This is a genomic window from Rickettsia aeschlimannii, assembly GCF_047973405.1.
Lineage (GTDB): Bacteria > Pseudomonadota > Alphaproteobacteria > Rickettsiales > Rickettsiaceae > Rickettsia > Rickettsia rickettsii.
The window spans coordinates 152,766-179,612 of sequence record NZ_JBFQGO010000002.1; the positions used below are offsets into that span (position 1 = coordinate 152,766).

A 26,847-nucleotide genomic window follows, 5' to 3' on the forward strand; every position below is an offset into this window, starting at 1 on the left:
AATAGTAATTAAATTGCTTCTTGAAGCAATAAAATATTTCAAGGTAAGTTTAAGTATAGACCCGATAGAAGAGTGTAGTTTTATTCTTAGAGAAATTTTTAACATCCCTAAGAATAAAAAAGAAGTAGAGAATTATCTATCTTTAAAAAAAGATCTTTTATATCTTTAGGGGAATTTTTATTTAAATTTAATACCGCTAGCTGCTTTTGAATATTTAAAGGCTGCAAGTATAGCTAGGCCCTCAGGCAGAACAAAAATTATTGTTAAAAGTTGATAAAGTTTATAGTACGAAGATGGAGGAAAATACTACTTTTATATGCTCAATGCTTAACAAAGGTAAGATGAAAGATCTGAGTATAGTTACTAAAGAGGCTGACAAAATTTTTAAGTGATACACAGACTATAATAAATGATTTTGTTTCACTGTCGGAGCCGCAGGCCAAGGAGTGGCCAGAAGTACAACAAAATCAAAATGAGCAATTGACTAATGATCAACAAGAAGTAAACAAACAAAATGATACGCAGCCTCAAAAACAAGAAAAAGCTTTAATTCAGCCGCAGCAAAAGCATCCACAACAACCGCCGCCAACGAAAAGTACCCAGCTTCACACTATAGAAAATATACAAGAATCGGATTACTAGTATAGTGAAGATGATATAAAAAATATATTAGAAGCAAATATAGACAAAAATAAATTCTCTATAGTTACCCTATGTTGATTTAACAAACCCTGAACAAGTAAGAGATGCACTTAGAGAGAGTGCATGAGGATTTGAAGAACAAAGGTAAAGTTGTACTTATGCCGATTAATATAGGACATGGGCATTGGGTAAGTATGATGATTAGTAAAGATAATGATACAAATAAGATAATATTTACTTATAATGATCTTTTGGGCAGATCGTTAAATGATCGTCCTGACTTAGTAAAACTTATTATCGAGGTTTGCTCTGATGAAATAATGGATTTAAAAACTCAACAACAAGAAGAAGGAAATACTTCGGACTGCGGAGTTTTGGTATGTGATGATTTAATAAGACAATCTCAAGGCCTTAAAATTCTCTCTACGGAGCAATGTAAAGGACAAGGACTAAATTTAAGAAAATCTCAAGCTGAAACATTAAAACAAAGTTTAATAGCTCAACAAAGCCCAAGAACAACATGTTTATATTAACATAGATAGTAATGCTTCAGATAACGAAGAAGATAAAGATAATAACGTTAATAGTAATGAAGTAGAGCGTCCTCCTTATGATAAATAATGACGAAGTTGAGGTAGGTGGAGCAACTATGCAACTTAATGATTAACATTAAAAGTTTGACGTTGCGATGTCATTGCTGCTGTTGCAGGGATGACATCGGCATTCTAATAACAATGCCCACTTGCAATACTTGCATTTACACTGAGAAAGAATTACCGCAGCCGCATTTTGCTTTAGCTTGCGGATTACTAACGTTGAAATATGAACTGCCTAGCTCTTCTGTAAAATCAAGAGTGCAATCTAGCATAAATTTTTGAGAGATAGGATCAATAATAATTGTAGCATTATGTTTAGTAATGACATAATCATCTTGCTCTATATTATCTTTTGAGACTAGTTCGTAATTATATATAAGTCCTGAGCAACCGCCGCTATCAACCGAAACTCGCAGTACTAAATTTTTATCTTTTTCTAGCTTTACTAACTCGCAAACCCGTTCAAAAGCTCTATCCGTAATTGTTATCATCACTTAAAATTACCTTGTAAAAGTCTCATAAATTATATAGTATATCTTGATATTTTTCAAGTGGGCTTTGTTGTGTGGATACCAAATCGTCATTGCGAGCAGCCGTAGGCTGCGTTGCAATCTCATGAAATAATAACAAACTCCTAAGATCGCTTTGTCAATTGCTATGCAATTTCCTCGCAATGACGAAAAGTTAGAACCACACAACAACGTCTTTCAAAATAAAGGATAACGATGCTTGCTTCATACGCTTCTGATCCTCTTAAAAGTAGGGGAAGATTATATAAGGAAATCCCGACCTCTTATAGAAACGAGTTTGAACGTGATCGTGATCGCATTATACATACTAATGCATTTAGGCGTTTGCAATATAAAACTCAAGTTTTTATTAATCACGAGGGAGATCATTACAGAAATAGGCTAACTCATTCTTTAGAGGTTTCGACTGTTGCACGTTCGGTCGCTAATACTTTAAATTTATCAAATGATTTAGCTGAGACAATAGCACTTGCTCATGATCTTGGGCATACGCCTTTCGGTCATGCGGGAGAGCAGGCTTTAAATAAATGTATGAGAGAGTATAACGGCTTTTCTCATAATGCTCAATCTTTAAAGATACTAACATTACTTGAAAAAAGATATGCGGCTTATAATGGAGTAAATTTAACATGGGAAGTTTTAGAAGGAATAGTAAAACATAACGGTCCTATACTAGGCGAGATAAATGAATATATAGCAGAGTATAATAAGCAAAATGATTTAGAACTTAGTACCTATGCATCAGCAGAGGCTCAAATAGCAGCTCTTGCCGATGATATTAGCTATATTTCGCATGATTTGGAAGATAGTATCGGTGCTAAAATTATCGATTTTAATAGTCTTGCTGAACTTAAATATATTGATCAACATGTTTTTGAACTCAAGTCAAAATTTAAAAATATTAGTTCCTCATGTCTGATTTATGAGGTAGTACGTAAGCTAATACATGAGTTAATTACCGATTTATTATGGCAGACAAAAGAAAATTTAAATAAAGAAAAAATTACTAACATAGATGAGATACGTAACTTGAATTATCAGATAGTGGATTTTACGGAAAAAACTAATGAAAATATTAAAGAAACTAAGAAGTTTCTTCATGAGCGAGTTTATAAAAGTAATAAAATTACGGCCATCAGCCTTAAATGTACTAAAATCTTACAAGGTCTGTTTAAGGTTTATATGGATGATATTAATTTATTGCCGGTTAATTGGAAAATGCTAATAGACTCTAATGAAACATATAGTAAAGCTAGAGTTGTTGCTGATTATATAGCAGGGATGACTGACCGTTTTGCCATTCAGGAATATAATCAGCTCTGCTCGACTTCCTACATAACTTGCTTCTAAGGGTAATTTGTGCGTCGCTCCGGTACTCGCATCCTCACGTACTAAAGTGTACGCTGCGGTGCTGCGTTCTGTGTCTCCTACAAATTCCTCCTTATTAACGAGCGTTTGTAAGAATTCTATTCGCTGAATTTTAATAACATTTAATAATTATGAATATATTTAATCAATTGAAACAAGATATAATTGTAGCAAGTAGGCAATTATATAATAATCAAGAAATAGCAAATACTGCTACTATTGAAACACCGAAAGATAGTTTTAACGGTGATTTGTCAAGTAATATTGCAATGATTATTGCAGCTAAAGAAAGTATTTCTCCTCGGGAAGTGGCTTTAAAATTTAAAGAAGTTCTTATAACATTACCTTATATTGCAAGTATAGAAATAGCAGGACCTGGCTTTATTAATTTTACTATAAAAGCTGATAGTTGGCAGGCATCAATAAAGGATATTTTACAGCATGAAGAAAAGTTTTTTGAAATTGATATAGATAAAAGCAGAAATATTAACATCGAGTATGTTTCGGCAAATCCCACCGGTCCAATGCATATAGGGCATGCTAGGGGTGCGGTATATGGTGATGTGCTAGCAAGGATTTTGCAAAAGGTAGGTTACTCCGTTACAAAAGAATATTATGTTAATGATGCAGGCTCACAAATAAATGCTTTAGTTAGTACGGTATTATTACGTTATAAAGAGGCTTTAGGTGAGCAAATTACTATCCCTGCCGGGTTATATCCGGGAGAGTATTTAATTCCGCTTGGGCAAATTTTAGCGAAAGAATACGGCAATAAATTATTAACGATGAATGATGCTGAAAGGTTCAAAATAATCAAAAGTTTTGCCGTAGAAAAAATGCTTGATTTAAATAGAAAAGATTTGGCAGATTTAGGGATTAAACATGATATATTTTTCTCTGAACAATCATTGCATGATAAAGGTGAGATAGAGGAAACAGTTAAACTACTGGAGCGTATGGGGCTAATTTATGAAGGTACGTTACCTGCCCCTAAAGGTAAAATTCACGAAGAGTGGGATAATAGAGTTCAAAAATTATTTAAATCTACTAAGTACGGTGATAGTCAAGATCGTCCTATAGAAAAAGCTGATGGAAGTTGGTCTTATTTTGCTTCTGATCTTGCATATGCTAAGGATAAAATAGAGCGGGGAGCGAATCACTTAATTTATGTACTTGGTGCCGATCATAGTGGATATGTTAAAAGAATTGAGGCAATAGTTAAAGCTTTAGGTAAGGAGCAGGTTAAAGTGGACGTTAAAATCTGTCAATTGGTCAATTTCGTTGAAAACGGTGTGCCGGTTAAAATGTCAAAACGTCTTGGGAGCTTTGCTAGTGTGCAAGACGTAAATCATGAGGTGGGGAAAGATATCATAAGATTTATGATGTTGACTAGACAAAATGATAAGCCACTTGATTTTGATTTGGTAAAAGTGAAAGAACAATCAAGAGAAAATCCTATCTTTTATGTACAATATGCACATGTGAGAACGATATCTATTTTATCAAAAGCTAGAGAATTAATGCCTGAATCTTATACTAACTTTGAAGTAGGTAAGTATAATTTATCTTTATTATCCTCTGAAGAAGAAATTGAGATTATAAAACTTTTGGCTAGCTGGACGAAAACATTAGAAGCAGCTGCAAAATATTTTGAACCGCATCGCATCGCATTTTATTTAATAAATTTAGCCTCAAAATTTCATTCTATGTGGAATTTCGGTAAAGAAAATAGCGATTATAGATTTGTGATTGAGAGCAATAAAGAATTAACTCTAGCACGCCTTGCTCTTGCAAGTGCCATACAGAAAGTTATAGCTAGTGGTCTCGAAGTGATAGGTGTAGAACCAATGAACAAAATGTAGTGAGGTTTTCATCGTCATTGTAAGGAGGTATTGCTCGTGTGGATACCGAGTCGTCATTGCGAGCAGCCGTAGGCTGCGTGGCAATCTCATGCAATAATACTCCTGAGATTGCTTCGTCAAAATTTTCAATTTTTCCTCGCAATGACGTTTTTCTATTATCAAATTACTAAATATGATCAATAATATTTTTATTAAAATATTTCTAGTATTTTTAGTATGTATATCCGCTATTTATTTTGGTTATCAATATTATCAGAATAGCAAGCCGGTAATTATTATTTATCCTGATGAGCTGCCTACAAAAATAAAACCGTCTATAATAGAAAATAACCAAATAGCAGCAGTACATAGTACGATATATGAAAATCTTATTGCTAAAGATACAAATATTAAAACCGTAAAATTGCTTCCTGACCCTGAGAAACCTATGCGTATAGATTCTCGTAATCAAGCTCAAAGCGATGAATCTTTTGATGAAATATCTAACCTTATTGCATTAATAGAGCCAAATAATAACTCCAAAAATGAAACGGATTTAAATATAATAAAGCTTGAAAAAGGAAGTAAAGATAAGGTTAGTAATGCTAAAAATTGTAAAAATAATGAAAGTTATAAAGTACAACTAGGTTCGGTAAAATCTGAAGCAGAAGCAATGAAAGAAGGGGAAAGAATAAAAAAGAAATTCCCGAAAATTCTTAAAAATGTTGTTATCACAACCAAAAAAGTTAAATATGACGACGGCAAATTTTTCTATTTAATCTTAGCCGGTGATTATGGTAGTCTTAGTCAAGCTAAAGCGGTTTGTAAGAAATTAGCTTATAATAAGCAGAGTTGTGTATTGAAGTGATGTTTGTATACTCTTATGTCATTCCTGCGAAAGCAGAAATCCATCATAAAGCCAGATAAATCGAGCTTTTAATTTTAAAAATTTGCTGTGTTTATACTTTTTCTCTGGATTCCTGCTTTTGCAGGAATGGAATGACATAGAGAACCACGCAACAACGACTGCTCGCAATGACGATAAATAAAAACTAAATAACTTATGAAAGAAGCTAAAATAGAAAATATTGACTTTGGTAATGCATTATCAGAGCGTTATCTTACTTATGCGTTATCAACAATTATGTCACGTTCGCTTCCTGACGTACGTGACGGACTCAAGCCTGTACATCGTAGGTTATTATACGCAATGCTACAGTTAAGGCTTGAGCCGAATTCCTGCTATAAGAAATGTGCAAGGGTGGTCGGTGACGTAATAGGTAAATACCACCCGCACGGTGATGTGGCAGTGTATGATACCTTGGTACGTCTTGCTCAGCATTTTTTGTTGCGTTATCCTTTAATTGATGGGCAGGGTAATTTCGGCTCTATCGACGGTGATAATGCGGCAGCTATGCGTTATACCGAATCACGTATGACGGACATATGTACGTTATTAATGGAGGACATCGATAAAGATACGGTAGATTTTCGCCCTACTTATGATGATTCCGATTTAGAACCGGTAATAATGCCGGCAAGTTTTCCGAATTTACTAGCTAATGGTTCTGAAGGGATAGCAGTCGGTATGGCGACCAATATACCGCCGCATAATTTACATGAGCTTTGTGATGCTCTAATACATTTAATCGACCATCCGAAAGCTGAAATTAACGATATAATGAACTTTATCAAAGGTCCTGATTTCCCGACCGGCGGTATAATTATTGATAAAGCTGAAGTTATTAATGCTGCATATACTACTGGACGCGGTAGTCTTAGAGTGAGAAGCAGATGGGAAAAAGAGGAGCTGAGTTACGGTACATATCAGATAGTCGTAACCGAGATACCTTATCAGGTTCAGAAATCAAAACTTATAGAACAAATAGCAATATTACTAAAGGATAAAAAAATTCCCCTTGTTAGCAATATTAGAGATGAATCAACAGACATTATAAGGTTGGTTATAGAGCCAAGAGATCGGGGATGTGATCCGCAAATAGTTATGGAATCTCTATTCAAGCTAACGAATTTAGAAAGCCGCATTCAGTTAAATATGAATGTGATCGGCAGTAATAACGTGCCGAGAGTAATGAATATTTTAGAGATTTTACAAGAGTTTCTAGATCATAGACAAAATATTGTTACTCGCAGATCAACTTATCTTTTAAACAAAATCAAGCATCGTTTAGAAATTCTAAAAGGGCTTAGGATAGCTTATCTAAATCTTGATGAGATAATTAAAATTATTCGTGAAGAAGATGAGCCAAAAGCGATAATGATGGAGTGGTTTAAACTAACCGAAATACAAGTAGAAGCGATATTAAATACCCGTCTTCGCTCGCTTCGCAAGCTTGAAGAGCAGGAAATTATTAATGAGCATAGTAATTTGCAGAAGCAACAAGCTATATTAGAAGAAATTCTAAATAACCCTAAAGAACTATGGAAAATAGTTAAAAAAGAAATCAAAACAGTACAAACGAAATTTGGATTAAATACGGTAATAGGAGCAAGGCGTACAAGCTTTGAGGAAGTAACGCTTACGAATCAAGTAGTTGATATAACGGCTTTCATTACTAAAGAGCCGATTACTATTATCTGCTCAAAAATGGGGTGGGTTCGTTCGTTAAAAGGTCATAACACCGATTTATCGACTATCAAATATAAAGAAGGTGATGCAGAGAAATTTATTTTAGAAGCTTACACGACTGATAAAATATTAATAGTTAGTTCAGAAGGCAGATTTTTTACTTTGCTTGCCGATAATATTTCCAAAGGTAAAGGAACAGGGGAATCTATAAAGCTACTTGTGGATATAGGTAATAACGATATTACGAATATTTTAGTCTATAAACCTGATCAGCTTTTATTACTCGCAAGTAGTGTAGGTAAGGGGTTTTTAGTTAATTCAAATGAAGTAATGGCTCAAACAAAAACAGGAAAGCAAATTATGAATGTACTGGATGGTCATGTATGTATAGCTTGTTTACCTGTAAACGGGGATAGTATTGCTTGTATCGGTGAAAGTCGTAAATTACTGGTATTTAATATAGATGAAATACCTGAAATGAAAAAAGGGCAAGGTGTAACGCTGCAAAAATTTAAGAATGCTAAGCTTCTAGATATTAAAATATTCAATAAAGAAGACGGCTTAGGTTGGAATAACAATGGAAAAGTAAAACTTGAGAAAAACATTGTTGCATTTTTAGGCAAAAGAGGTAGTACCGGTAAATTACCTCCTATGGGCTTCCCAAAAAATAATAGATTTTCATCATAATTATAATAAAGATTGAGTAAAAAAATAGCATACTTTATGTGGTTTGATACAAGCGAATTATTTATAAGTTTGCTTGTACCGTTCTATTATTAAAAGTTTTTATAGGCTTTTAAACTCATCTTACCTATTTAAATTAATAGATGTTACTATCTCCTACTCCTATAACATCAACCTGATCATCCTGATAACCTTCCTCTAATTGATAATATGTAAAATCTTCATTATTATTACCGAAAAGGTTATAAACACCAGTTAATAGAGTATTACTGTCTTTGAAAAATTGAATTATAGTAGAACAATCCTCTCTAATTGTATCTATTAAAGGTTTTTCGATAGTGGCAGCCATAAGTGCTGGTACCTTTATTGCATCAAATTTGCTTATAACGTGGTTGGGGCTTGAAATTTTTTTAAGGTAAAACCTATACTCATTAAATGAGGGATTGCAGTAATATATTTATCTATAATGTTACTTGTTTCCATCATGTTTTTAAATACATTTAATATAGGAGAGAAAAGATTTTCATTGTCCTCTGATGCTGGTTTTCGATGTTCTGAGTACATCTATCTTTAGAGAATTATCCTGTTGCATATTAAAAAACTTCAATGTTGCCTCAAAATACCCGTCTTTTGTATAGACTTTCTGAATATTTAAAGCATGTAGTAATATTGTAAATATTTTTTTAAGTTGGAACTAGAAACAAAATTATATGCATCTTTAAATAATAATTTAGAAGCGGTTGCATATCTTGTAACTGCTTTTAATTCATTTACAAAGGAATATCCTGAGCTTGTAAATTGAGCATGATTCATAGTGTTACTCAAAATAATAAAAATCATATATCACATGATTACCATATATTATGGTTGGATCACAATATATGGTAATCATAGACAATCAATATCTAAAAATAAAAAAAGTAAAATATATAATTTTATTTAATCAAAAGGCAGTATAGCATAAATTTTTCAAGGTTCGCCGGTACTTGAAGTACAAAAGCTAAGCATAATTTGACAAGAATGAGAGAGCTGTAAGCTAATAGAATGGTTTAAAGATTTAACAGAAGAGAAAACAAGATTATTACAACGACGGAACTATAAAGTTTATTGATAGTTCAATTAAAAAATGGAATAATCAAGGCATAAGATTGCTCTAAGCCTTGATTATAATAGTGATGGCAATTAATTTATAAATAATTAAAACTTAAGTTTTGTACCTATAAGACCAACAGTACCTCGTATTGTTTTACTAGGTGCTTCAGGGTAATATACAGGTTTACCTTTAGCTTGGAAATGAGAAATTTCAGCATATGGTAATAAACCAGGCATGATCTTATATTCAGTAGCGAGGCTTACAGCATCAACGGTGTTTTTATATCTTGAAGTTTTAAGATATTCAAGACTTGTTTTTATAGGTCCTTGTCCATAAGCAACTGCTCCATTGTAATAATAGGTATCACGACCGACTTTATAATATTCCTTAGCGGTTAAGCTTTTACCTAAATTACCGTAAGAAGCGCCACAAGAGAAATTACCGTAAGTAAATACAGCTCCAAGATTATATGCTTTTAAATTAGAAAGCTTATAGGTATTAAGCACTTGAATTGTAGTACCGTCCATTTTAGCATGAATAAGACGACGAGCAGGTTTACCGTATTCTCCGGTGACAGATAATTTTAAGCCTGCATCTTCGCTAATTTCATGTTCATAAGTTAAGCCGGCAGAAAAAGCATCCCTAATATTCTGATTAATAGTCATGATTTCGTTATTCTCTAATTTAACCGTCTTTATTCCGGTTTTAGAAACACTAACTCCGCTTCTGCCTGAGCTTTCAAGTGTTAAATTATTTATATCTCTATTACCGCCTGTATTAGCAGTATCTGGAGTATAAGAAACTCCGGCTTGGAAGCCTTTCATTTTAGGCGTGAAAAAATTCAATCTTCTAGCTTTCTCAGCTTTATCATTGATTTGATTAAAAGAATTAGAGTATGACTCAAGATAAAAGCTAGCACTAGTATCAAAATCCGGTTTTAAACGGTTATATCGCATATATTGACCGTCAAGTAGAGCATATCTATACCATCCTCCGGTACCTGCAGTTACTTGACCGCCGGTAATACGCAACTTAGTGCTTGCGTCAGCAGGAGAGCCGAGTTCTACTTTACCGTAACTAGTTTCAATAAAGATATGTGATCCATTATAACTTGTAGAGGTTTTTGCTCTTGTAGTAGGCTGAAGCACTATTTTAGCACCTGCTATTACATCATTGATAGTTTTAGCAATAGTGGCCGCAAACGCTGCTTCCGTGTAAAAACCTAGCTTTTTCCTGTTATCAGTTACATTTTTATCAAATAAAATTAAATGATCCTGTTTAATATAACCGCTTTCAAATAAATATAATCCTTCTAATTTTATTTCAGTATCAGAATTAGAAATAACAGGTGTTGGATTTTCTTCGGCAAGACCAGCCGATGCAAGGCAAATAATACTTGCAGCTAATAATTTTTTCACTTTAATAAAGCTCCTATAAACTTAAATAATAAAATACTATAAATTTTTGGTATTAATAAATATAAATCAACTACACTAGAACATAATAATACTTTTCAGAATTAACAATAAAAAACTATTTTAATTTGTAATAATTTTAAGTATATATATGTTGTATTATTATCACTATCATTATTCAAGTAGTCTCAGACTTATAGCTTTAAAGAAAAATTTTGTATTGTAAATAATTATGAGTTATAATCATTAGTTTATTAATTAAATCAAGTTTTGATTATGGCTATAATGTCAGATAAGTGGATAAAAGAAGCTGTTATAAATCAAAGTATGATAAGACCCTTTGCGGAAAAGCAGGTAAGAGTGCATAATAAAGAAAAGATTATTTCTTACGGCTTATCTTCTTACGGCTATGATGCTAGAGTATCTAATGAATTTAAAATATTCACCAATATAAATTCTACTACGGTTGATCCCAAAAATTTCAGTGAATATAATTTAGTTGATAGAGAAGTAGATGTGTGTATTATTCCACCTAATAGCTTTGCCCTTGGCAGAACTATAGAATATTTTAAAATACCGCGTGATGTATTAGTTATTTGTGTCGGCAAGTCCACTTATGCAAGATGCGGTATAATAGTAAATGTGACTCCGTTAGAACCGGAGTGGGAAGGACATGTAACTTTAGAGTTTTCTAATACTACTCCATTACCTGCTAAAATATATGCAAATGAAGGAGCTTGTCAGTTTTTATTTTTAAAGAGTGATCAAATTTGTGATACTTCATATGCCGATCGCCAAGGAAAATATATGAAACAAGTAGGCGTAACTTTACCACTGACATAACTTTTTTATGTAGAAAATTATATTAAATTTTTAATAAGGATTTTTATGAGTACAATAAACACCGATACTAATGAGACAATGCCGCATATTTCTGTTAATGCACAATATATAAAAGATTTATCTCTTGAGAACCCTTCTGCCCCGTCTTCTCTTGCGGCTTTGGATCAACGCCCTCAAATTGATTTATCTCTAGATATAAATGTTACTAATTTATCGGAAGAAAATTTCTATGAAGTAGAGTTAAATATCGAGGCAATTGCAAGAAATGAGAAATATAAATTATTTCAGATAGAATTAAAATATGCTGGAGTATTTAATTTAATTAATATTGATTCTGAACAACATCCGGTTTTATTATCCGTTCATTGTCCGGCAATGATATTCCCATTTGCCAGAAAAATTATAGCTAGCTGTACTCAAGATGCAGGATTCCAGCCTTTAATGATTGATCCTATAGATTTTGGTGCCTTATATCATAAGAAAATGTCGGAGCATCAAAACTAAGAAAATCATTTAATTATTTAATAAATTTCGTTTTAAACGCCATGGTTTTTAAATTACAGATAGAGCTTAATAGTAAAAATTTTATCAATTTGATTAAATATTCTTTACTTATGTTATTAATGAATGTATAAAGCACTACATAAAAAATTATAATTTAGTTAACAATTAAATTATAGCACAATATAAAAATTGAATTTTATGGAGAAAAATAATGAGAGTTTTGTTAATTGAAGGCGAGCCGGAAATGGCTAACTTAATTGAGCTAACTTTAGCTTCAGAAGGGATAGTTTGCGATAAAGCTTCAGTTGGTGTGGAAGGGTTAAGACTTGGTAAAGTTGGTGGTTATGATCTAGTAATCTTAGATCTTATGTTACCGGATATTAATGGTTTTGAGATATTACTAAGATTGCGTGCTGCAAAAATAAAAACCCCAATCTTAATTTTATCTAGCTTAACGGATACGGATCAAAAGATTACTGGTTTCTCTTCCGGAGCTGATGATTATCTAACCAAGCCGTTTGTAAGAGAGGAATTAATTGCTAGAATTAAAGCTATAGTTAGACGTTCTAAAGGTCATGCAGCATCGGTATTTAGGTTTGATAAGGTTAGCATAAACCTAGATACTAGAAGTGTAGAAGTTGACGGCAAAAAAGTACATTTGACGAACAAAGAATATGCTATTTTAGAGCTATTAATACTCCGAAGAGGGACTATCTTAACTAAAGAAATGTTCTTAAATCACTTATATAGTAGTGTTGATGAACCGGAAATGAAAATTATTGACGTATTTATTTGTAAACTTCGTAAAAAGTTAAGTGATGCTGCCGGCGGTAGAGATTATATCGACACAGTGTGGGGACGTGGTTATATGCTAAAAGAATATGATGAGTTACAACAAAAAGAAATTTTAGCACAAGGAGCATAATTAATGCCTTTATCTACTTCTTTACTTGGTAAAAAAAGTACTTATAAAGATAGTTATGATGTGACTTTATTATTTAAAATTTCACGTATAAATAATCGAAACGAACTTGGAATAAATAGTAATAATCTTCCGTTTTATGGTGTAGATGTTTGGAATACATATGAACTATCTTGTCTTGATAAGAACGGTAAGCCATGGGTTGGAGTAGGCACTTTTTATATACCGACGGATTCTGAAAATATAGTAGAATCAAAATCATTTAAATTATATCTAAATTCTTTTAATAACTTTGTTGTTGAATCAGTAAAAGAACTAGAAAAAATTATCTTGCAGGATCTAAGTAATGTTACACACGCTAAAGTAACAGGACGTATATTTCCTATAAATACAAAAGTAGAATTTGGTGTTCCAAGTGGTAAAAATATCGATGATTTAGATATAGTATGCAATAATTACGGTGCACCAGATAATAGTTTAATTGAATATGAAGATGTTTTGGTAGAAGAAGAGATTAATTCTAATTTACTCAAATCAAATTGCCTAGTAACCGGTCAACCGGATTGGGGTACAATCGTTATAAAATATAAAGGGAAAAAGTTAAAACATGATTCTTTTCTGAAATATTTAATATCTTTTAGAAATTGTAATGAGTTTGCAGAGCAGTGTGCTGAGCGTATTTTTACAGATATTAAAAAGGCTATAAGTCCTGATTTTCTTTCTATTTATATAGTATATACTAGGCGTGGAGGAATTGATATTTGTCCCTATCGTTCTACCGATAAAAGTTATACTTTACCTAGCAATAAACGATTTATTAGGCAATAATCACTTTTCTAATCCATAAAAAATCCGTTTGTGAGAAAAGTATTGTCAGTGTGGATTGAAAAACGTATCCGTTGTCATTCCGTGGCTTGACCACGGAATCTAGCTTAAGATACTAATAATATTAGTATCTTAGATTTTTTTTGTGGACCCAGTGGGTCAAGCCACAGGGTGACATAGTGAATTTTACCAGTCCATCCAGCAATGTTCCGACTATATAGGAATGACATAAACGAGCTACGCAATAACGCTGATCAAGGGGCGGGGTAACAATCAAAAAAATAATTCACGTAAGCAAGCTTTTCGCAGGATAGCAGTTAGTATAATTTTATGATTCTTTTGTAGGATTTTGTCGAGGCTTTAAGCTTTCTACTATTTTATTCAGGTCTATTTGACTACAGATCCCCAGTAATACGGGATCACGAGGATGAATAGAATTCATATTCCAATGGCTACGGGTTCTAATAGCATCTATAGTAATTTTAGTAGTACCTATTAATTTAATTATTTGATGGTCTTGGATATTCGGATAATTAGACAACAACCAATATATAGCATCCGGTTTATCTTGACGTCTTGCTATAGGAGTGTATCTAGCACGTTGTTTTTTCTGATTTTTCATCAATTCATCAGCAGGGCTATATGAAATTTGTAAATTAGCATTAGGATCTTTACTGCAACGCTCAATTTCCTCTAAAGTTAACTGACCGTTTGCAATTGGATTTAAACCTTTTATAGATTGTGCTACTTCACCGTCAGCCATACCTTTTATTTCAAATTCATGAATACCGCAAAAATCGGCAATTTGTTTAAAAGTTAAAGAAGTATTTTCAATTAACCACATAGCCGTGGCTTTTGGCAGAAGCGGTAATGTTTTTTGCGAATTCATGATGATTGTTTTTTGGCTTAATTTAAGAAGTTATAACAAATAGAGTTATTTAAGTCAATCTTCATTTAGAAACTTAACTATCTCCTCAACTACTTTCTTAGCATCGCCAAATAACATAAAAGTATTATCGTGATAAAATAGCGCATTTTTTATACCTGCATATCCTGATGCCATAGAGCGTTTAATAAACAAAATCGTACGTGCTTTTTCGACATCGAGTACCGGCATACCGTAAATTGGACTGTTCGGATCATTTTTAGCAGCAGGATTAGTTACGTCATTTGCCCCAATCACAAGCACTACGTCAGTGGTAGCGAAATCTCTATTAATTTCTTCAAGCTCAAGTACTTTCTCATAATCTATATTAGCTTCTGCAAGTAAAACATTCATATGCCCCGGCATTCTACCTGCTACCGGATGTATGGCAAAACGTACATTAATATCTGAACGTTCTAATATATCAACCATCTCTTTTATGATATACTGAGACTGGGCTACTGCCATACCGTAACCAGGAACAATTATCACCGATGATGTATTAAGTAGTAAATGTGCCGCATCTTCAGGGCAGCTTGTTTTTGCTATTTTATCGTCGTCTATATCCTTGTTAATTCCAGTAGGTGCAGGCAAAAACGCCCCAAAAATAACCTTAATTAATGAGCGATTCATCGCTTTGCACATTATATAGCTAAGTATAGCTCCGCTACTACCGACTAATGCTCCAGTAATAATAAGTAGGCTATTGTTAAGCGTAAAGCCTATACCTGCTGCTGCAAAACCTGAATAAGAATTTAGCATTGAGACTATAACAGGCATATCTGCACCGCCTACCGGTATTATTAGTAATACTCCGATTAACAGTGATAAAAAGACTATTAGATTAAATAAAAATATATTCTCTGAACGAATAAACGATATTACTAGAATAACCAATATTATTACCGTTAATAAGCATATATATTGCTGACCGTAGAATTTTAACGGGCTGCTTTTCATTAAGCCTTGTAGTTTTAGAAAAGCTATAATCGAACCGCTAAAAGTTAAAGCACCGATAGAGACGCCTACTGATATTTCTATTAATGCATTAATCGGTAAACTTCCTGCTATTCCTATAGAAAAATTTTCAGGAGCAAGTACTGTAGCATAAGCTACAAATACCGCAGCAAGACCGACAAAAGAGTGAAATCCCGCTACTAATTGAGGCATTGCCGTCATGGAAATTTTAAGTGCGATAATCCCGCCGATTACAGCACCTAATAATGTGGTTGCTATAATGGGTAATTTATGAGTAAAATCCGGTAGGAAAAAAGTAACGACGACTGCTATCGCCATCCCCAAAATACCTATGGTACTGCCTAAACGTGCTTGTTTCTGTGAGGATAAGAATTTGAGTGATAGAATAAAGCAAACAGCCGCAACTAAGTATAATAACTGGATAATTTGTAGTGGCATAGGTGAATTTATGTTTATATTATTAGCTATTTAGTGCCACCCCGCGGCTTGGACCGCGGTATCCAAAAAAATAAAAAAAACTGGATCCCGCGATCAAGTCGCGGGATGACAAATACGTTTCAAGAACCATGCAACAAGGCTAAAAAGTAAATCCTATACCTATAGAAACTATTAAAGGATTAAGTTTAACTTTAGAGGTCACAGTTTTATTACCTACTAAATTCGGTTTATACTCAAGTTTAGGATTTAAGAAAAATTGTCTTACGTCAATATTGATTAAAGTATCATCTTTAGCATAAAAATCTACACCTATTTGTCCTACGGCACCGTGTTCGTTTCTAATTTTAAGACCGGTAGCTTGTGTAAGCATATAAGAACCGTGATAACCTATACCTATATATGGTCTTATTCCACCGTAAGGAGCTATATGAAATTGTCCGGTAACTGTTGCAGGAATCATATAAATAGGTTTGTTTTTTCCTAGTTTGACATTATCAGCGCCATAATTATGAGCAACGGCTGTAAGGGATGTATATTTAGTGCGTAAAACATTAAAGCCAAGTGATAATTCAGCAGCTAAATAATTATTAAAGAATATAGTAGTGGACGCATCACCTCCATAACCGTTTTTTGCAACTTCTCCTACTGAAACAGGTTGAGGAGAGGTAGGAGTAGGTAATCCTTTTTGCTTAGCACTTGAAACAACACCTCCTAGACGCATCTTGAAAACTAAACTGCCTTCGTTTTCGTAATACGATGTACTATCATAGTCAGGAGCAGAGTCTACATCATCATACATGCTTTTAGCAAAACTATTAATACTTATGCTGGATACAAACAAAATTATCCCTAATTTTTTCACTATTCTTAACATATAATTATAACCTTTACTTGCTTAAAATTGATTACCGTATTATTATATGAAAATTTTTGTTTATATATTTATACCATTGTCATAAAAGATAGAATTCTTTTATGCTAAAAGTCAAGATATTTAAGTGAAATTATAGAAATTATTGGAGCATATTAATGAATGATGCATTAAAAACATATTTAACCGGTATAGGTTGGTTTTTACTTAGTTTAGTAAGTAGTAGTGCCAATGATGTAATGTCTAAATATCTTGGGACTCGTTTACATAGCTTTGAAGTAGCTTTTTTCCGCTTCTTTTTCAGTAGTATAGTTTTACTACCTTTTGTTGTTTATTATGGTAAAAATACTTTAAAAACAAGTCGTCCTTTTGTACATATATTAAGAGGGTTATTATTATTTTTCGGTATGACTTCTTGGACTTACGGTCTTACCATAGCTCCCGTTACTACTGCAACAGTCGTAAGTTTTTCTATTCCTTTATTTACTTTAATACTTGCCGTATTTTTTCTGAACGAAAATATTATTTGGCCAAGATGGGTAGTTACCGTAGTAGGATTTATAGGACTTGTTGTTACGCTTAAACCGCATGCCGAGGATTTTAACCCAGAAATTTTGTATTTTGTATTAGCGGCTATTTCATTTGCTATGCTTGATATTATTAATAAAAAATTTGTAATAAAAGAATCGATGATTAGCATGCTATTTTATTCGGCAATAGTAACTGCTATAGTGTCGTTACCTGTAGCATCGCAGTATTGGCTAACTCCTAGTAGTTTTGAATTAGCTTTATTGTTTGTACTCGGTAGTAGTGGAAGCTTAATATTATTCTTCCTGCTTAAAGCTTTTTCCATGGTAGATGCAACCGCTACCGCTCCTTATAGATATTTAGAGCTGGTGATTTCAGCAATAGCGGCATATTTCATATTTAACGAATTCCCCGATAAAAGCACACTTCATGGAGCAGTAATAATAATTCCTACCACCTTATTTATAATATATTCCGAAAAAAAAGCTATGAATAGAAAACATGAATCGCAGTAAACTAGTATTTTCAAGCGGTATCGCTAACACTTTTGAATGGTATGATTATGTATTATTCGGTTATTTTGCACCCATAATAGGAACAAAATTTTTCCCAAATGATGATGCTAATACTTCTTTACTGCAAACTTTTTTAGTATTTGCTATAGGTTATTTGGCAAGACCGTTGGGTGGCATATTTTTTGGTGTTATCGGTGATAGATTTGGACGCAAAGTAGCCTTAACTAGTGCGTTATTTTGCATGTCTGTCCCAACCGTATTAATAGGAATATTACCAACTTACCATACTATCGGTATAACTGCGACTATATTAATGATTTGTGTACGAATTCTACAAGGATTATCAATGGGAGGAGCTTTGACCGGCTCTATTTCCTTTGTTATTGAGCATACTAGCCATAAACACCAAGGCTTTACCGGTAGTATTTCAATGTCTAGTATATGCTCCGGTTTATTGCTTGGTTCTTTTGTTTCTTATATCGTTAAGAATATCCTAACAGCTTCACAATTTGATAGTTTTGGCTGGAGAATACCTTTTTTACTTGGTTTTTTTATTCTTTTTGCAGCATTTTATATTAAAAAAAATACACACGAAACACCGAATTTTAAAAATCTAAGAGATCAGAAAAAGATTTTACAATCACCGTTAAAAAAAGTCATTACCAATTATTGGTTTGATATATTAATCTCGATTTTTATCAATGCTCCCGGTTCGATAATATTCTATCTAACTACAATTTACTTGGTATCGTTTTTAAAAATTAGCCGCAACTTTACTGAAAATGAGGTAAATAGCCTTGCTAGTGTGTGTTACGTGATTATGATAGCCGTAACTTTATTAAGCGGTTATCTATCCGATATTATAGGTCGCAGGAAAATTTTTGTAATTAATCTGATAATAATTATTGTAACAACGCCGTTTTTACTTAATAATTTTGAGAATGGGGCCTTCACAAGTGTAATTATCTCACAATTGATACTTGCTATACTTGCTGCTAGCTATATTGGTCCTGAACCGGCATTACAAGCAGAATTGTATCCTACAAATATACGTAACACTGCTCTCTCTATTTCATATAACACTGCTACAGGTATTTTTGGTGGTACTACGCCTCTTGTCTTTGAATATTTAGTACACAAAACAGGGCATGTAACCTCAGCAGTTTATTATGTCATATTAAGCTGTATTTTTGCATTGATTGCCTTATCTTTTTACAAAAATAGAAGTTTAGATAAAATATGAAAAAATTACAAAACCTGCAAATCTAGTTGAATTTAATAACAAAATTGTAGTCTTTAAACCTAAGAGTTATTACTATGGTGATGCTTGTGAACATAAAAATAACTGAAAAGGGATTAGTCTTTGCCAGTATCTCTGAGGATAACATCAATCGTTCCAGAACTTTTAAAGAAGTAACTAGTGACAAAGCAATTTCAAGGATAGATCTAGACTTATTCGGTACATGTCATAGAGTTACTACGAGTGTAACGGCTGACCTTCTATAACAAGAAGAAAACGGTTGTTTGGACATGAGGCTTATTACTGCAGAAGAGATACCCAAATTACACAAGTTAGTACAAGATAATAAAATGATATTAGCACGCCAAACCAAAGAAAAAACACTAAAGATTTTAAGGGATTATTTACAGAAAGAATTTGTGATGCATGCTAATGAAACTACAGTAGCATCTTATGATGTGGTACATATAAGTGGAGCGAATGAAGAGCTAGAATAAGAGCTTTTTTGTAAATAGTAAACGAATTTAAAATTTTTCTTGATTTAATGACAAATATGTGGCAAAAAGGGTTTGAAATAATCTTGCTACTATAGCTCAGGGGTAGAGCACTTCATTGGTAATGAAGAGGCCGGGGGTTCGATCCCCCCTAGTAGCACCACCACACATCCTAAGTTTTGTGAGTTTTTAACCTTTCTTGAAAAACTCATATGCTGATTTTAGTCTAGTTTCTGTCAGATACTATTATAGTATTATGTTTATTTTATAAAGCTAAGTTGCAAATAATATAAAACTAATGTATGATTTAAAAATACGGTAACGATTATTTTATTATATGATAGACATTCTTCTTTTTGTACATATTACTATTGCAATATTGCTAATTATAGTTATTCTAATGCAGCGTAGCGGATCGGATGGAATTAGTAGTATAAGCGGCGGTAATAATATGGGAGTAGTCAGTGCTAAAACAGTCGGTAATTTTCTTACTAAAAGCACTATAATACTTACAATATTATTTTTAATAAATGCAATAGTACTTGCTAACCTTTCCTCAAAAAAGAAATCTGATTTAGTTTCTAAGATTAATGAAATTGAAGAAAACCAAGCAGAAAATAGTTTACCTATAGCTAAATAGTTACAGCTTTATCTTAGTAATATCTCTCATACTTATCATTGTCTACCTTTGTTGTTATTGTCGCGTGGATCGGTAAAATCCACTGTTTATGTACGTTTTTTACAGTCCTTATTATAAGCAGGAAACTTAATATATCAAAAATTTGTTTACCTTAATATTTTTAATTTTTATATTCTTGAATTATCTATAGGAGCAATTTTTTACCCGTTAACTTTTTTATTAACGGATTTAATAACTGAGTTTTACGGTAAAGAAAGAGCCAATTTTTGTGTAAAGCTTGCTATTATTTTTAATATAATAGTAATTTTAATAATAAGTCTCATGGATAAATTGGAAGCTACTAATTGGTCTAATGTTGACAACATAACTTTTCATAAAGTATTTGATTCATACCATATATCTTTTTAGCATCAACTTTTGCCTGTTATATAGCTCAACTTGTTGATATTAATATCTATTTATGGATAAGAAATAATTTTAGTACGGCAATTTCTTTATTTATACTTTTATTGTAATTGGGATTATGAGCTTATTTAATATTTTTCCTTTTGACCAATTAGGTCATCTTGTACTTAATAGCTATTCATTTAAACTATTTTTTACTATATTTAGTACTCTAGTATTCTATGTAGGAGTTTGGTTAATAAGCTTATTCATTAAGAAAGGATAAGCTCTTAGGAAAAGCTTATCCTTATTTAAATTTTCTATTGGTGATTTACAAATTGACTTTTAGTTTAATAATTCCTTGATGGTTTTGATACTTTCTATGCGTATAATAATTATACTCAAGTAGAACATTTATATTTTTTCTACTCATAATTATATTACTACCGATATTATATCCAAGCTTAGGTTGTTTTGGTATAATAATTGTTTCTTGTAATGGTTGTCCTTTAAAAGTCGCTTTTGCATTAACTTTTGTATTTTTATTATTGAAGTGATGCTCAATATTACCATACAAACTTGGTGTTAATACTATATTGTTTGTGGTCACTATAGGCTTAAACACTATTTTACCGCCAAGGCTACTTTCAAATGATTGATTTGATTTCTTTTGAATCATGAGATTTTCTATATCTACATTATACTCTTTATAGTTGCTAGCTCTTAAATAATCATATTTAAAACCGATATTAGGAATAAAATATAAATCGTATTTTGTACGATATTTATAATTTAATAAAGTTTGAAAATTTAAATTATTGTTTTGATATTTCCCAATTATATTATCAATACTTTTAGATCTATTCTTAATATAATTATGACCGTAAGATGTTATAGCCTGCAATGAGAAACCTTTAATTAGTTCTTTTAGACCGTAAATGCTTAAAAGATGACCGTTAACTGTTGTTTTCCCTAGTTTTTTATTATATTTAATTAGGGATTCCAAACGGCTATAAGCTATTCCTATAACATCATGACTATTGATGAATTCAGCATCAGTTCCGATAGTTATGCTGGTTGTACGACTTTGATATTTTGGAATATTCTTCCAAGTTTTTTGTTTTCTGATGTCGTATAAGCTGCTAATCCATACCCCTCTGTTTATACTAGCTTCTTCATCACCGGCCCCTATTGCAGCAACCTTTAATCTATCACTTAAAATATTATAGTGAATAGGTTTGTGAAGAGTTGAAGTCGCCTTAACTAATATTGTTACTTTCCTACTAGTGTCATCAGATACCTGTTGTTTCTGTGTCGCCTCATCTTGTTCTGTAATTGCTTCAGTTTTGAATGACACATCGATAGCTTCATCTTCGCTTTCTAAAACTATATCTTTTTTTAATTCTTCGTTAGTGGTGCTATCGCTTTCTTCTAATTCTTCTTCATCAGTTTCATACCCTTTATCGTCTTCATCACTAGATCTTAATGCTAGAAGTGATTTTTTGTCATCTGATTCATCAGTTTCATACCCTTTATCGTCTTCATCACTAGATCTTAATGCTAGAAGTGATTTTTTGTCATCTGATTCATCAGTTTCATACCCTTTATCGTCTTCATCACTAGATCTTAATGCTAGAAGTGATTTTTTGTCATCTGATGATTTATCATTTTTGCTATCGTTAGAATACAATGATCTCGGTGATAAAACGGTTTTTGAATCAGATTGCTCTGACTTTTTATTGCTATCTTCAGGTTGTGTATCATCCTTTGTTAAGGATTCGTCATTTGTAGCTTTGTTTTTTTGTTCGAATAATTTCAATCGTCCCGGATCTAAATGTCCTGTTTTCTTTCTATTGTTACTATTTTTTGATTGAATATCACTACCATATTTTTGTTCTAGTTCAGTAGACTCTACTAGTAATTGTTCAACAGATAGAAACAATTCTTTATCTTTTGCTGACTCTAAAAGTTTAGAAGTATAAATATTATGTACTTCTTGCCCTATTTCAGTTCTAGGACCTATAAAATCAGAGTTAGCAGTATTAAATGCCTCTTTTACCGCTTCTTCTGGATATTTTGTCAATTGCTGTGTATAAATATTATGTATTTCTTGCCCTATTTCAGTTCTAGGACCTATAAAATCAGAGTTAGCAGTATTAAATGCCTCCGTTAATTTTTGTTTAGGTATAATATTACCTTCAATATATTCAATAAAATTTTTATCTTTTGTTAATTCCAAAACTTTAGAAGTATAAATATTATGTACTTCTTGCCCTATTTCAGTTCTAGGACCTATAAAGCTAGGTTGCATAGTGTTGACTGCTTCTTGGATTTTTTCAAAATACGTCTTATTTTGATGAGCTTCAGGTAAATTTTTTAAATGCTCAAATGCTACTGATTCCACTATAGCTTTTTTAAATAAATCGGCATCAGAGTATTTTGCTTTATATCCTGCTGCTTTTTCTCCTGATAAAGTAAATTTTCTATATCTTAAACCTATATCGGATTTGAATTTATAAGCTTCTGAAATTTTTTTTGAAATATGTGTATTTGTATTGAATCTAGTAATCCCTAATCTTGTTAGATAAGCTGATTCCAAATCTTGTGAATTAGGCAGTGGTGGTGGCGGCGGTGGCGGTGGTGGCATGTTTCCGGTATGGATGTGTTTTTTAACTTTTTCTTGCGAGCACTCGTGAAGAGCTCTTAATATTGTAGTTGTATTTAATTTACTAGTAAGAATTCTTAGTTGTTCATCGCTCATGCCTGTAAATGAAGGCAAAGCTAATCTTAATTGATCTGAATTATTATTTGTTAGTTTGATAGTAATAGCTTGTAAAAGCTCTTGTAATAATGCGGGTTTTTTTTCCTTTACTATAGCAATAAACTCATGTTGAGATAAATCTACTGTAATTAATTCTTCAAATTTTATTGTGCTTAAAATAGCTGTTCTTAAATCATCAAGTTTAGCCTGTGCTTGATCAGAATTAATTGTTTTTCTTAAGTGTGTATCTGTTTTTGTTAAAAAAGTAGCTTGTTGTTCTATAGTTAATATATTAGGGTTGTTAATTAACTCTTTGACTCTATCGCCAAATATATCTTGATCGAAGTGTTGTGCATTAGTATAGGCAAATTCTAATTGTGCAAACGGATTTTTTTTGTTCTGTAACTCTCTAATCAATTCTGATTTATTGAGTTCAAGTTGAATAGGTATCTTTAATTCTTCAGGCATTTTACATGACGATAATAAAATACGTTTTACTGCATCATCAGTGTCTTCATTGAAAAGATTTTTAATTATATCTTCGCTTGTTATTGTTTTCTTACCATTTACGGTTATATCTTGTATATACGGGTCTTGGATAAGGGTGTTAAAAGCTTCTTTAGCTTTTTCTGCGATTTCAGGGGTTGAAATGCTAAATAAATTTACAAGAGTTTTCGTGTCAGCTCCTTGGTTGGCGTATGATTCTGTTAATATTTGACGTATAACATTTGTAAGATCAGCTTGTCTTTTTATAAGCTGATCTTGTAAATCATCAGCTTTTTTACCTCCTGTCTCAGTTCTATATTTTACATATAGTTTGGCATAAGCTGTCTTTGGCATTTTCCTGTGTGCACTAGAAGTTGTAAGTTGAAGTAGTGCTTTTGGTTGAACAGTAGTATTGCGAGTAAACTGAATATATGATGTATATATCTTAGGATATTCTGCTTGTAACTTATTTAAATCAAAATCATTAGAGTTGCTACTAAAGTCTTGAGAATTTAAGGGAGGTGGTGGGGGTGGCATGCTTCCATTTAGTGGTAGAGGTGGTGGATTCGGAATACTCATGTTTAGTGGTAGAGGTGGTGGATTCGGAATGCCGCTTTGTGCTTGTTCTAAATTATTTGCATTATTACCTACTGCTAACCCTAAAATTTTATTGATTTCATTGTTAAGTATGCTACTATCAGATAATATTACTTTAATTGCTGAATTTAATGTTTGTTTATTTACTGCTTTGGTTAGTTTAATTATATAGTCTTGAGTTAAACTATCTGTTATTAGTCCTTTATTTTTTAGTTCTATATTTATTTCGTTTACTATTTCTGGTGTTAAAATATAGACGCTTTTTGCAATATATTGGTGCATTTTGTTTTTTAACTCTAATTGCAGAGCTAGAAAGTTTTCTACTGAACTCTTATCTTTACTTGCTGCTAGTTTGACAAGATCTAATCGTGCCTTTTCTTCAAATTTACTATTAGATATATTTCGTATTGCATAATCTTGAATTCTTTCAACAAATTTAGTTTTTTCTTCAGAAGAACTATTTTCTAATAATTCTTTTAAAATAGGTCTATTTTTAACGTCAATATTGGTATTGAAATCTAATCGTTCCGTATCATCGCTAAATAATACCCTTTGAATAGTATCATCATTAAAATCACTTAAGATAATCTTTACTGCTTCTTGTTTATAACTACTATCTACTTCAAGATTTAATGCTGCTATAGGATCTGTTTTAATAAGATCTTTAAAGTCTTTAATATATTCTTCTTGTTGTATTATTCTCTTTATATTCTGTTGAGAGAGCGTTAATTTATCCTTATTTTCTTTATTATTAAGGTAAGTTCTAAAAGTACTTATAGGATTAAAAAAATATGGTTTTTTCTCTTTTCTACCAATGGAAATTATTGAAGATTCTCCTTTATCTTTATTAAGTTCACCTTGATTTGACCACGTATACCAATCGTCTTTGCTTACACTCTTTTTTTGAGAGAATTTGGCAGGCTGTTTAGTAGTGTCATTGTTGTTTAGCAACTGTTTTGCCTTTATTCCGGCTTTTATTTGATCTATATAAGAAAGTGCTTTTATTTTCCCTATCTTAAATTTATGCATTAATTCTTTAGTGTTAGGGGTAATATTATTATCTATATAGTACGGTTTTATATCAAACATCATCTGAGTTGCTATTGATGCGATATAGTTTGTTGCCTCATCTTTATTAGCACCAAATTTCTTCTCTAGCTCTTCTTCTGTAGGAATACTACTATCAGCTATATATTGTGGCTTTTCTTTGTTCATAACTTTAAGTCTTATTGACTTAATATAGCCGTCTTTGTTATCATAACGAGATGTACCAAACCTATTTGTTAACTCTTCTTTTGTAGGAACATGGCTATTGGCTATATATTGTTCCTTTGCGTTTTCCATAATTTCAGTTCTTATTGAAGCAACAAAAGATTCTGCATCATCTTTATTCATGTTAAGAGTAGTCATTACTTCTTGCATTTTAGGGATAATATCCTTATCAACATAATATTTGTATTTTATATCTCTGTTTATTGAGCTGATATATAGGTCGATTACCGCTTTTTTGTCTTTTTCTGCACGACGTACCTTTTGATCGGTTTCTACATTATTGTCTATTTTGCTAGGGTCATAACTTATTCCAAGATTTGTTGCTGCTTCTATATCTGTAGGAAGTACACCGTAATTGATATATTCTTGTTTTTTTGTATCAAAATCCTGTTGTTTTACTCTTTCGATGTATAATAAAATTTTAGCTCTTGCTTGTCTTGCTTTATGTCTAGTATTATCTACAAAACTTGATAAAGCTGTTTCCTTATACTTTATTCCTAGATCATCTTGTGCTTGGGTAAAACTAGGAACTAAATCTGCTTCTTGCCATTTTTTGATTTTTTCATTTGGAGTCAAATCTTTCCAAATATGTTGTTGCTGTGTTGAATTGTACTTTTTCCATGCCGGGGTTTTACTAACTAAATCTTTAAAGCTTGCCGCTCTAGCACTTGTACTTAAAAAGCTACTAGTCAACAAACATATTGACATGAAAAAAGTTAAAACATATTTTTTTGAGTAGAAATTCATTCAAACCTCGATTAGTTATTATTTTTTTAATATAAACGAGGCGAGTTATATAATATTTGTTAACTTATGTAAACTATTAATTACTAATATTTGTTAACCAATGAATTTTTTAGCCAAA

22 protein-coding genes, 1 tRNA gene and 3 pseudogenes are annotated in these 26,847 nt (G+C 32.1%); 16 read left to right on the forward strand and 10 right to left on the reverse strand.

Going from position 1 to position 26,847, the window contains the following annotated elements:
* Positions 1-13: 13 nt before the first annotated feature.
* Positions 14-510: pseudogene (locus tag AB4K15_RS02245) on the forward strand (hypothetical protein); the annotation flags it as partial.
* A 263-nt stretch (positions 511-773) separates the two neighbouring features.
* Positions 774-1,175, forward strand: a complete 402-nt coding sequence (locus tag AB4K15_RS02250; RefSeq protein ID WP_500224248.1) for a C48 family peptidase — start codon at positions 774-776, stop codon at positions 1,173-1,175.
* Between the two features lie 224 nt (positions 1,176-1,399).
* Here the strand turns inward: AB4K15_RS02250 and AB4K15_RS02255 are convergent, their stop codons facing one another.
* Positions 1,400-1,732, reverse strand: a complete 333-nt coding sequence (locus AB4K15_RS02255) for a HesB/IscA family protein (protein ID WP_032073789.1) — start codon at positions 1,730-1,732, stop codon at positions 1,400-1,402.
* 22 nt (positions 1,733-1,754) lie between these two features.
* Entirely contained in the window at positions 1,755-1,868 is a 114-nt protein-coding gene (locus AB4K15_RS02260) for a multidrug transporter (protein ID WP_084698774.1), read from the reverse strand.
* 95 nt (positions 1,869-1,963) lie between these two features.
* On the opposite strand from AB4K15_RS02260, the gene AB4K15_RS02265 reads away from it, so the two are divergent.
* The gene (locus AB4K15_RS02265) at positions 1,964-3,118 is read left to right on the forward strand and encodes a deoxyguanosinetriphosphate triphosphohydrolase (protein WP_032073790.1); all 1,155 of its coding nucleotides are present in this window, start codon (positions 1,964-1,966) and stop codon (positions 3,116-3,118) included.
* Here AB4K15_RS02265 and AB4K15_RS02270 read toward each other — a convergent pair.
* A pseudogene (locus AB4K15_RS02270) lies at positions 3,032-3,238 on the reverse strand (palindromic element RPE1 domain-containing protein); the annotation flags it as partial. The gene AB4K15_RS02265 and the pseudogene AB4K15_RS02270 sit on opposite strands and share 87 nt — an antisense overlap.
* 29 nt (positions 3,239-3,267) lie before the next feature.
* Between AB4K15_RS02270 and argS the strand changes: the two are divergent.
* The 3 genes from argS (at position 3,268) to parC (ending at position 8,254) form a co-directional block, all read left to right on the forward strand.
* Positions 3,268-4,998: an arginine--tRNA ligase gene (gene argS, locus AB4K15_RS02275; RefSeq protein ID WP_500224256.1), complete on the forward strand. Its 1,731-nt coding sequence runs from the start codon at positions 3,268-3,270 to the stop codon at positions 4,996-4,998.
* 172 nt (positions 4,999-5,170) lie between these two features.
* Positions 5,171-5,845, forward strand: coding sequence for an SPOR domain-containing protein (locus tag AB4K15_RS02280; RefSeq protein WP_032073792.1), 675 nt, complete (start codon positions 5,171-5,173; stop codon positions 5,843-5,845).
* Between the two features lie 195 nt (positions 5,846-6,040).
* Positions 6,041-8,254: a DNA topoisomerase IV subunit A gene (gene parC / locus AB4K15_RS02285; RefSeq protein ID WP_032073793.1), complete on the forward strand. Its 2,214-nt coding sequence runs from the start codon at positions 6,041-6,043 to the stop codon at positions 8,252-8,254.
* A 133-nt stretch (positions 8,255-8,387) separates the two neighbouring features.
* Here the strand turns inward: parC and AB4K15_RS02290 are convergent, their stop codons facing one another.
* From AB4K15_RS02290 to AB4K15_RS02300, 3 genes are all read right to left on the reverse strand, one after another.
* A complete protein-coding gene (locus AB4K15_RS02290) occupies positions 8,388-8,600 on the reverse strand; it encodes a hypothetical protein (protein WP_392505927.1) in 213 nt (70 codons plus the stop codon).
* Positions 8,601-8,902: 302 nt separating this feature from the next.
* Positions 8,903-9,064, reverse strand: coding sequence for a hypothetical protein (locus tag AB4K15_RS02295; RefSeq protein ID WP_500225678.1), 162 nt, complete (start codon positions 9,062-9,064; stop codon positions 8,903-8,905).
* 384 nt (positions 9,065-9,448) lie between these two features.
* The gene (locus tag AB4K15_RS02300) at positions 9,449-10,762 is read right to left on the reverse strand and encodes a porin (protein WP_500224267.1); all 1,314 of its coding nucleotides are present in this window, start codon (positions 10,760-10,762) and stop codon (positions 9,449-9,451) included.
* 273 nt (positions 10,763-11,035) lie between these two features.
* On the opposite strand from AB4K15_RS02300, the gene dcd reads away from it, so the two are divergent.
* The 4 genes from dcd to queF all read left to right on the forward strand — a co-directional run bounded on the left by dcd (position 11,036) and on the right by queF (position 13,856).
* A complete protein-coding gene (gene dcd, locus AB4K15_RS02305) occupies positions 11,036-11,602 on the forward strand; it encodes a dCTP deaminase (protein ID WP_010420471.1) in 567 nt (188 codons plus the stop codon).
* Between the two features lie 45 nt (positions 11,603-11,647).
* Positions 11,648-12,106, forward strand: coding sequence for a protein-export chaperone SecB (secB, locus tag AB4K15_RS02310; protein WP_032073797.1), 459 nt, complete (start codon positions 11,648-11,650; stop codon positions 12,104-12,106).
* Positions 12,107-12,317: 211 nt separating this feature from the next.
* A complete protein-coding gene (ctrA, locus tag AB4K15_RS02315; protein ID WP_014365198.1) occupies positions 12,318-13,031 on the forward strand; it encodes a response regulator transcription factor CtrA in 714 nt (237 codons plus the stop codon).
* 3 nt (positions 13,032-13,034) lie between these two features.
* Entirely contained in the window at positions 13,035-13,856 is an 822-nt protein-coding gene (queF, locus tag AB4K15_RS02320; protein WP_032073799.1) for an NADPH-dependent 7-cyano-7-deazaguanine reductase QueF, read from the forward strand.
* Between the two features lie 325 nt (positions 13,857-14,181).
* Here the strand turns inward: queF and AB4K15_RS02325 are convergent, their stop codons facing one another.
* The 3 genes from AB4K15_RS02325 to AB4K15_RS02335 form a co-directional block, all read right to left on the reverse strand.
* Positions 14,182-14,742, reverse strand: coding sequence for a cell cycle transcriptional regulator TrcR (locus AB4K15_RS02325; RefSeq protein WP_032073800.1), 561 nt, complete (start codon positions 14,740-14,742; stop codon positions 14,182-14,184).
* Positions 14,743-14,796: 54 nt separating this feature from the next.
* Entirely contained in the window at positions 14,797-16,194 is a 1,398-nt protein-coding gene (locus tag AB4K15_RS02330) for an NAD(P)(+) transhydrogenase (Re/Si-specific) subunit beta (protein WP_032073801.1), read from the reverse strand.
* A gap of 139 nt (positions 16,195-16,333) precedes the next feature.
* Complete coding sequence (locus AB4K15_RS02335) at positions 16,334-17,068, reverse strand: OmpW/AlkL family protein (protein WP_032073802.1); 735 nt, start codon at positions 17,066-17,068, stop codon at positions 16,334-16,336.
* 155 nt (positions 17,069-17,223) lie between these two features.
* Between AB4K15_RS02335 and AB4K15_RS02340 the strand changes: the two genes are divergently transcribed.
* From AB4K15_RS02340 to AB4K15_RS02365, 6 genes and pseudogenes are all read left to right on the forward strand, one after another.
* Positions 17,224-18,108, forward strand: coding sequence for a DMT family transporter (locus tag AB4K15_RS02340; RefSeq protein ID WP_017443411.1), 885 nt, complete (start codon positions 17,224-17,226; stop codon positions 18,106-18,108).
* Complete coding sequence (locus AB4K15_RS02345; protein ID WP_032073803.1) at positions 18,095-19,351, forward strand: MFS transporter; 1,257 nt, start codon at positions 18,095-18,097, stop codon at positions 19,349-19,351. Before AB4K15_RS02340 ends, AB4K15_RS02345 begins: the two co-directional genes overlap by 14 nt.
* Before the next feature lie 281 nt (positions 19,352-19,632).
* A complete protein-coding gene (locus AB4K15_RS02350; RefSeq protein ID WP_032073805.1) occupies positions 19,633-19,845 on the forward strand; it encodes a hypothetical protein in 213 nt (70 codons plus the stop codon).
* Between the two features lie 85 nt (positions 19,846-19,930).
* Positions 19,931-20,005, forward strand: a tRNA-Thr gene (locus AB4K15_RS02355).
* Between the two features lie 174 nt (positions 20,006-20,179).
* Positions 20,180-20,482: a preprotein translocase subunit SecG gene (secG, locus tag AB4K15_RS02360; protein WP_032073806.1), complete on the forward strand. Its 303-nt coding sequence runs from the start codon at positions 20,180-20,182 to the stop codon at positions 20,480-20,482.
* A 56-nt stretch (positions 20,483-20,538) separates the two neighbouring features.
* Positions 20,539-21,152: pseudogene (locus AB4K15_RS02365) on the forward strand (queuosine precursor transporter).
* 45 nt (positions 21,153-21,197) lie between these two features.
* On the opposite strand, the gene AB4K15_RS02370 reads toward AB4K15_RS02365, so the two are convergent.
* Positions 21,198-26,729, reverse strand: coding sequence for an autotransporter outer membrane beta-barrel domain-containing protein (locus tag AB4K15_RS02370; RefSeq protein ID WP_500224281.1), 5,532 nt, complete (start codon positions 26,727-26,729; stop codon positions 21,198-21,200).
* Positions 26,730-26,847 lie beyond the last annotated feature (118 nt).

Coding starts and splice junctions, on each gene's coding strand:
- argS (WP_500224256.1), top strand. CDS start 3,268: ATGAATATATTTAATCAATTGAAACAAGATATAATTGTAGCAAGTAGG.
- AB4K15_RS02340 (WP_017443411.1), top strand. CDS start 17,224: ATGAATGATGCATTAAAAACATATTTAACCGGTATAGGTTGGTTTTTA.
- AB4K15_RS02295 (WP_500225678.1), bottom strand. CDS start 9,064: ATGAATCATGCTCAATTTACAAGCTCAGGATATTCCTTTGTAAATGAA.
- queF (WP_032073799.1), top strand. CDS start 13,035: ATGCCTTTATCTACTTCTTTACTTGGTAAAAAAAGTACTTATAAAGAT.
- AB4K15_RS02280 (WP_032073792.1), top strand. CDS start 5,171: ATGATCAATAATATTTTTATTAAAATATTTCTAGTATTTTTAGTATGT.
- ctrA (WP_014365198.1), top strand. CDS start 12,318: ATGAGAGTTTTGTTAATTGAAGGCGAGCCGGAAATGGCTAACTTAATT.
- AB4K15_RS02290 (WP_392505927.1), bottom strand. CDS start 8,600: ATGGCTGCCACTATCGAAAAACCTTTAATAGATACAATTAGAGAGGAT.
- secB (WP_032073797.1), top strand. CDS start 11,648: ATGAGTACAATAAACACCGATACTAATGAGACAATGCCGCATATTTCT.
- dcd (WP_010420471.1), top strand. CDS start 11,036: ATGGCTATAATGTCAGATAAGTGGATAAAAGAAGCTGTTATAAATCAA.
- AB4K15_RS02330 (WP_032073801.1), bottom strand. CDS start 16,194: ATGCCACTACAAATTATCCAGTTATTATACTTAGTTGCGGCTGTTTGC.
- AB4K15_RS02370 (WP_500224281.1), bottom strand. CDS start 26,729: ATGAATTTCTACTCAAAAAAATATGTTTTAACTTTTTTCATGTCAATA.
- AB4K15_RS02345 (WP_032073803.1), top strand. CDS start 18,095: ATGAATCGCAGTAAACTAGTATTTTCAAGCGGTATCGCTAACACTTTT.
- AB4K15_RS02265 (WP_032073790.1), top strand. CDS start 1,964: ATGCTTGCTTCATACGCTTCTGATCCTCTTAAAAGTAGGGGAAGATTA.
- parC (WP_032073793.1), top strand. CDS start 6,041: ATGAAAGAAGCTAAAATAGAAAATATTGACTTTGGTAATGCATTATCA.
- AB4K15_RS02335 (WP_032073802.1), bottom strand. CDS start 17,068: ATGTTAAGAATAGTGAAAAAATTAGGGATAATTTTGTTTGTATCCAGC.
- AB4K15_RS02325 (WP_032073800.1), bottom strand. CDS start 14,742: ATGAATTCGCAAAAAACATTACCGCTTCTGCCAAAAGCCACGGCTATG.
- secG (WP_032073806.1), top strand. CDS start 20,180: ATGATAGACATTCTTCTTTTTGTACATATTACTATTGCAATATTGCTA.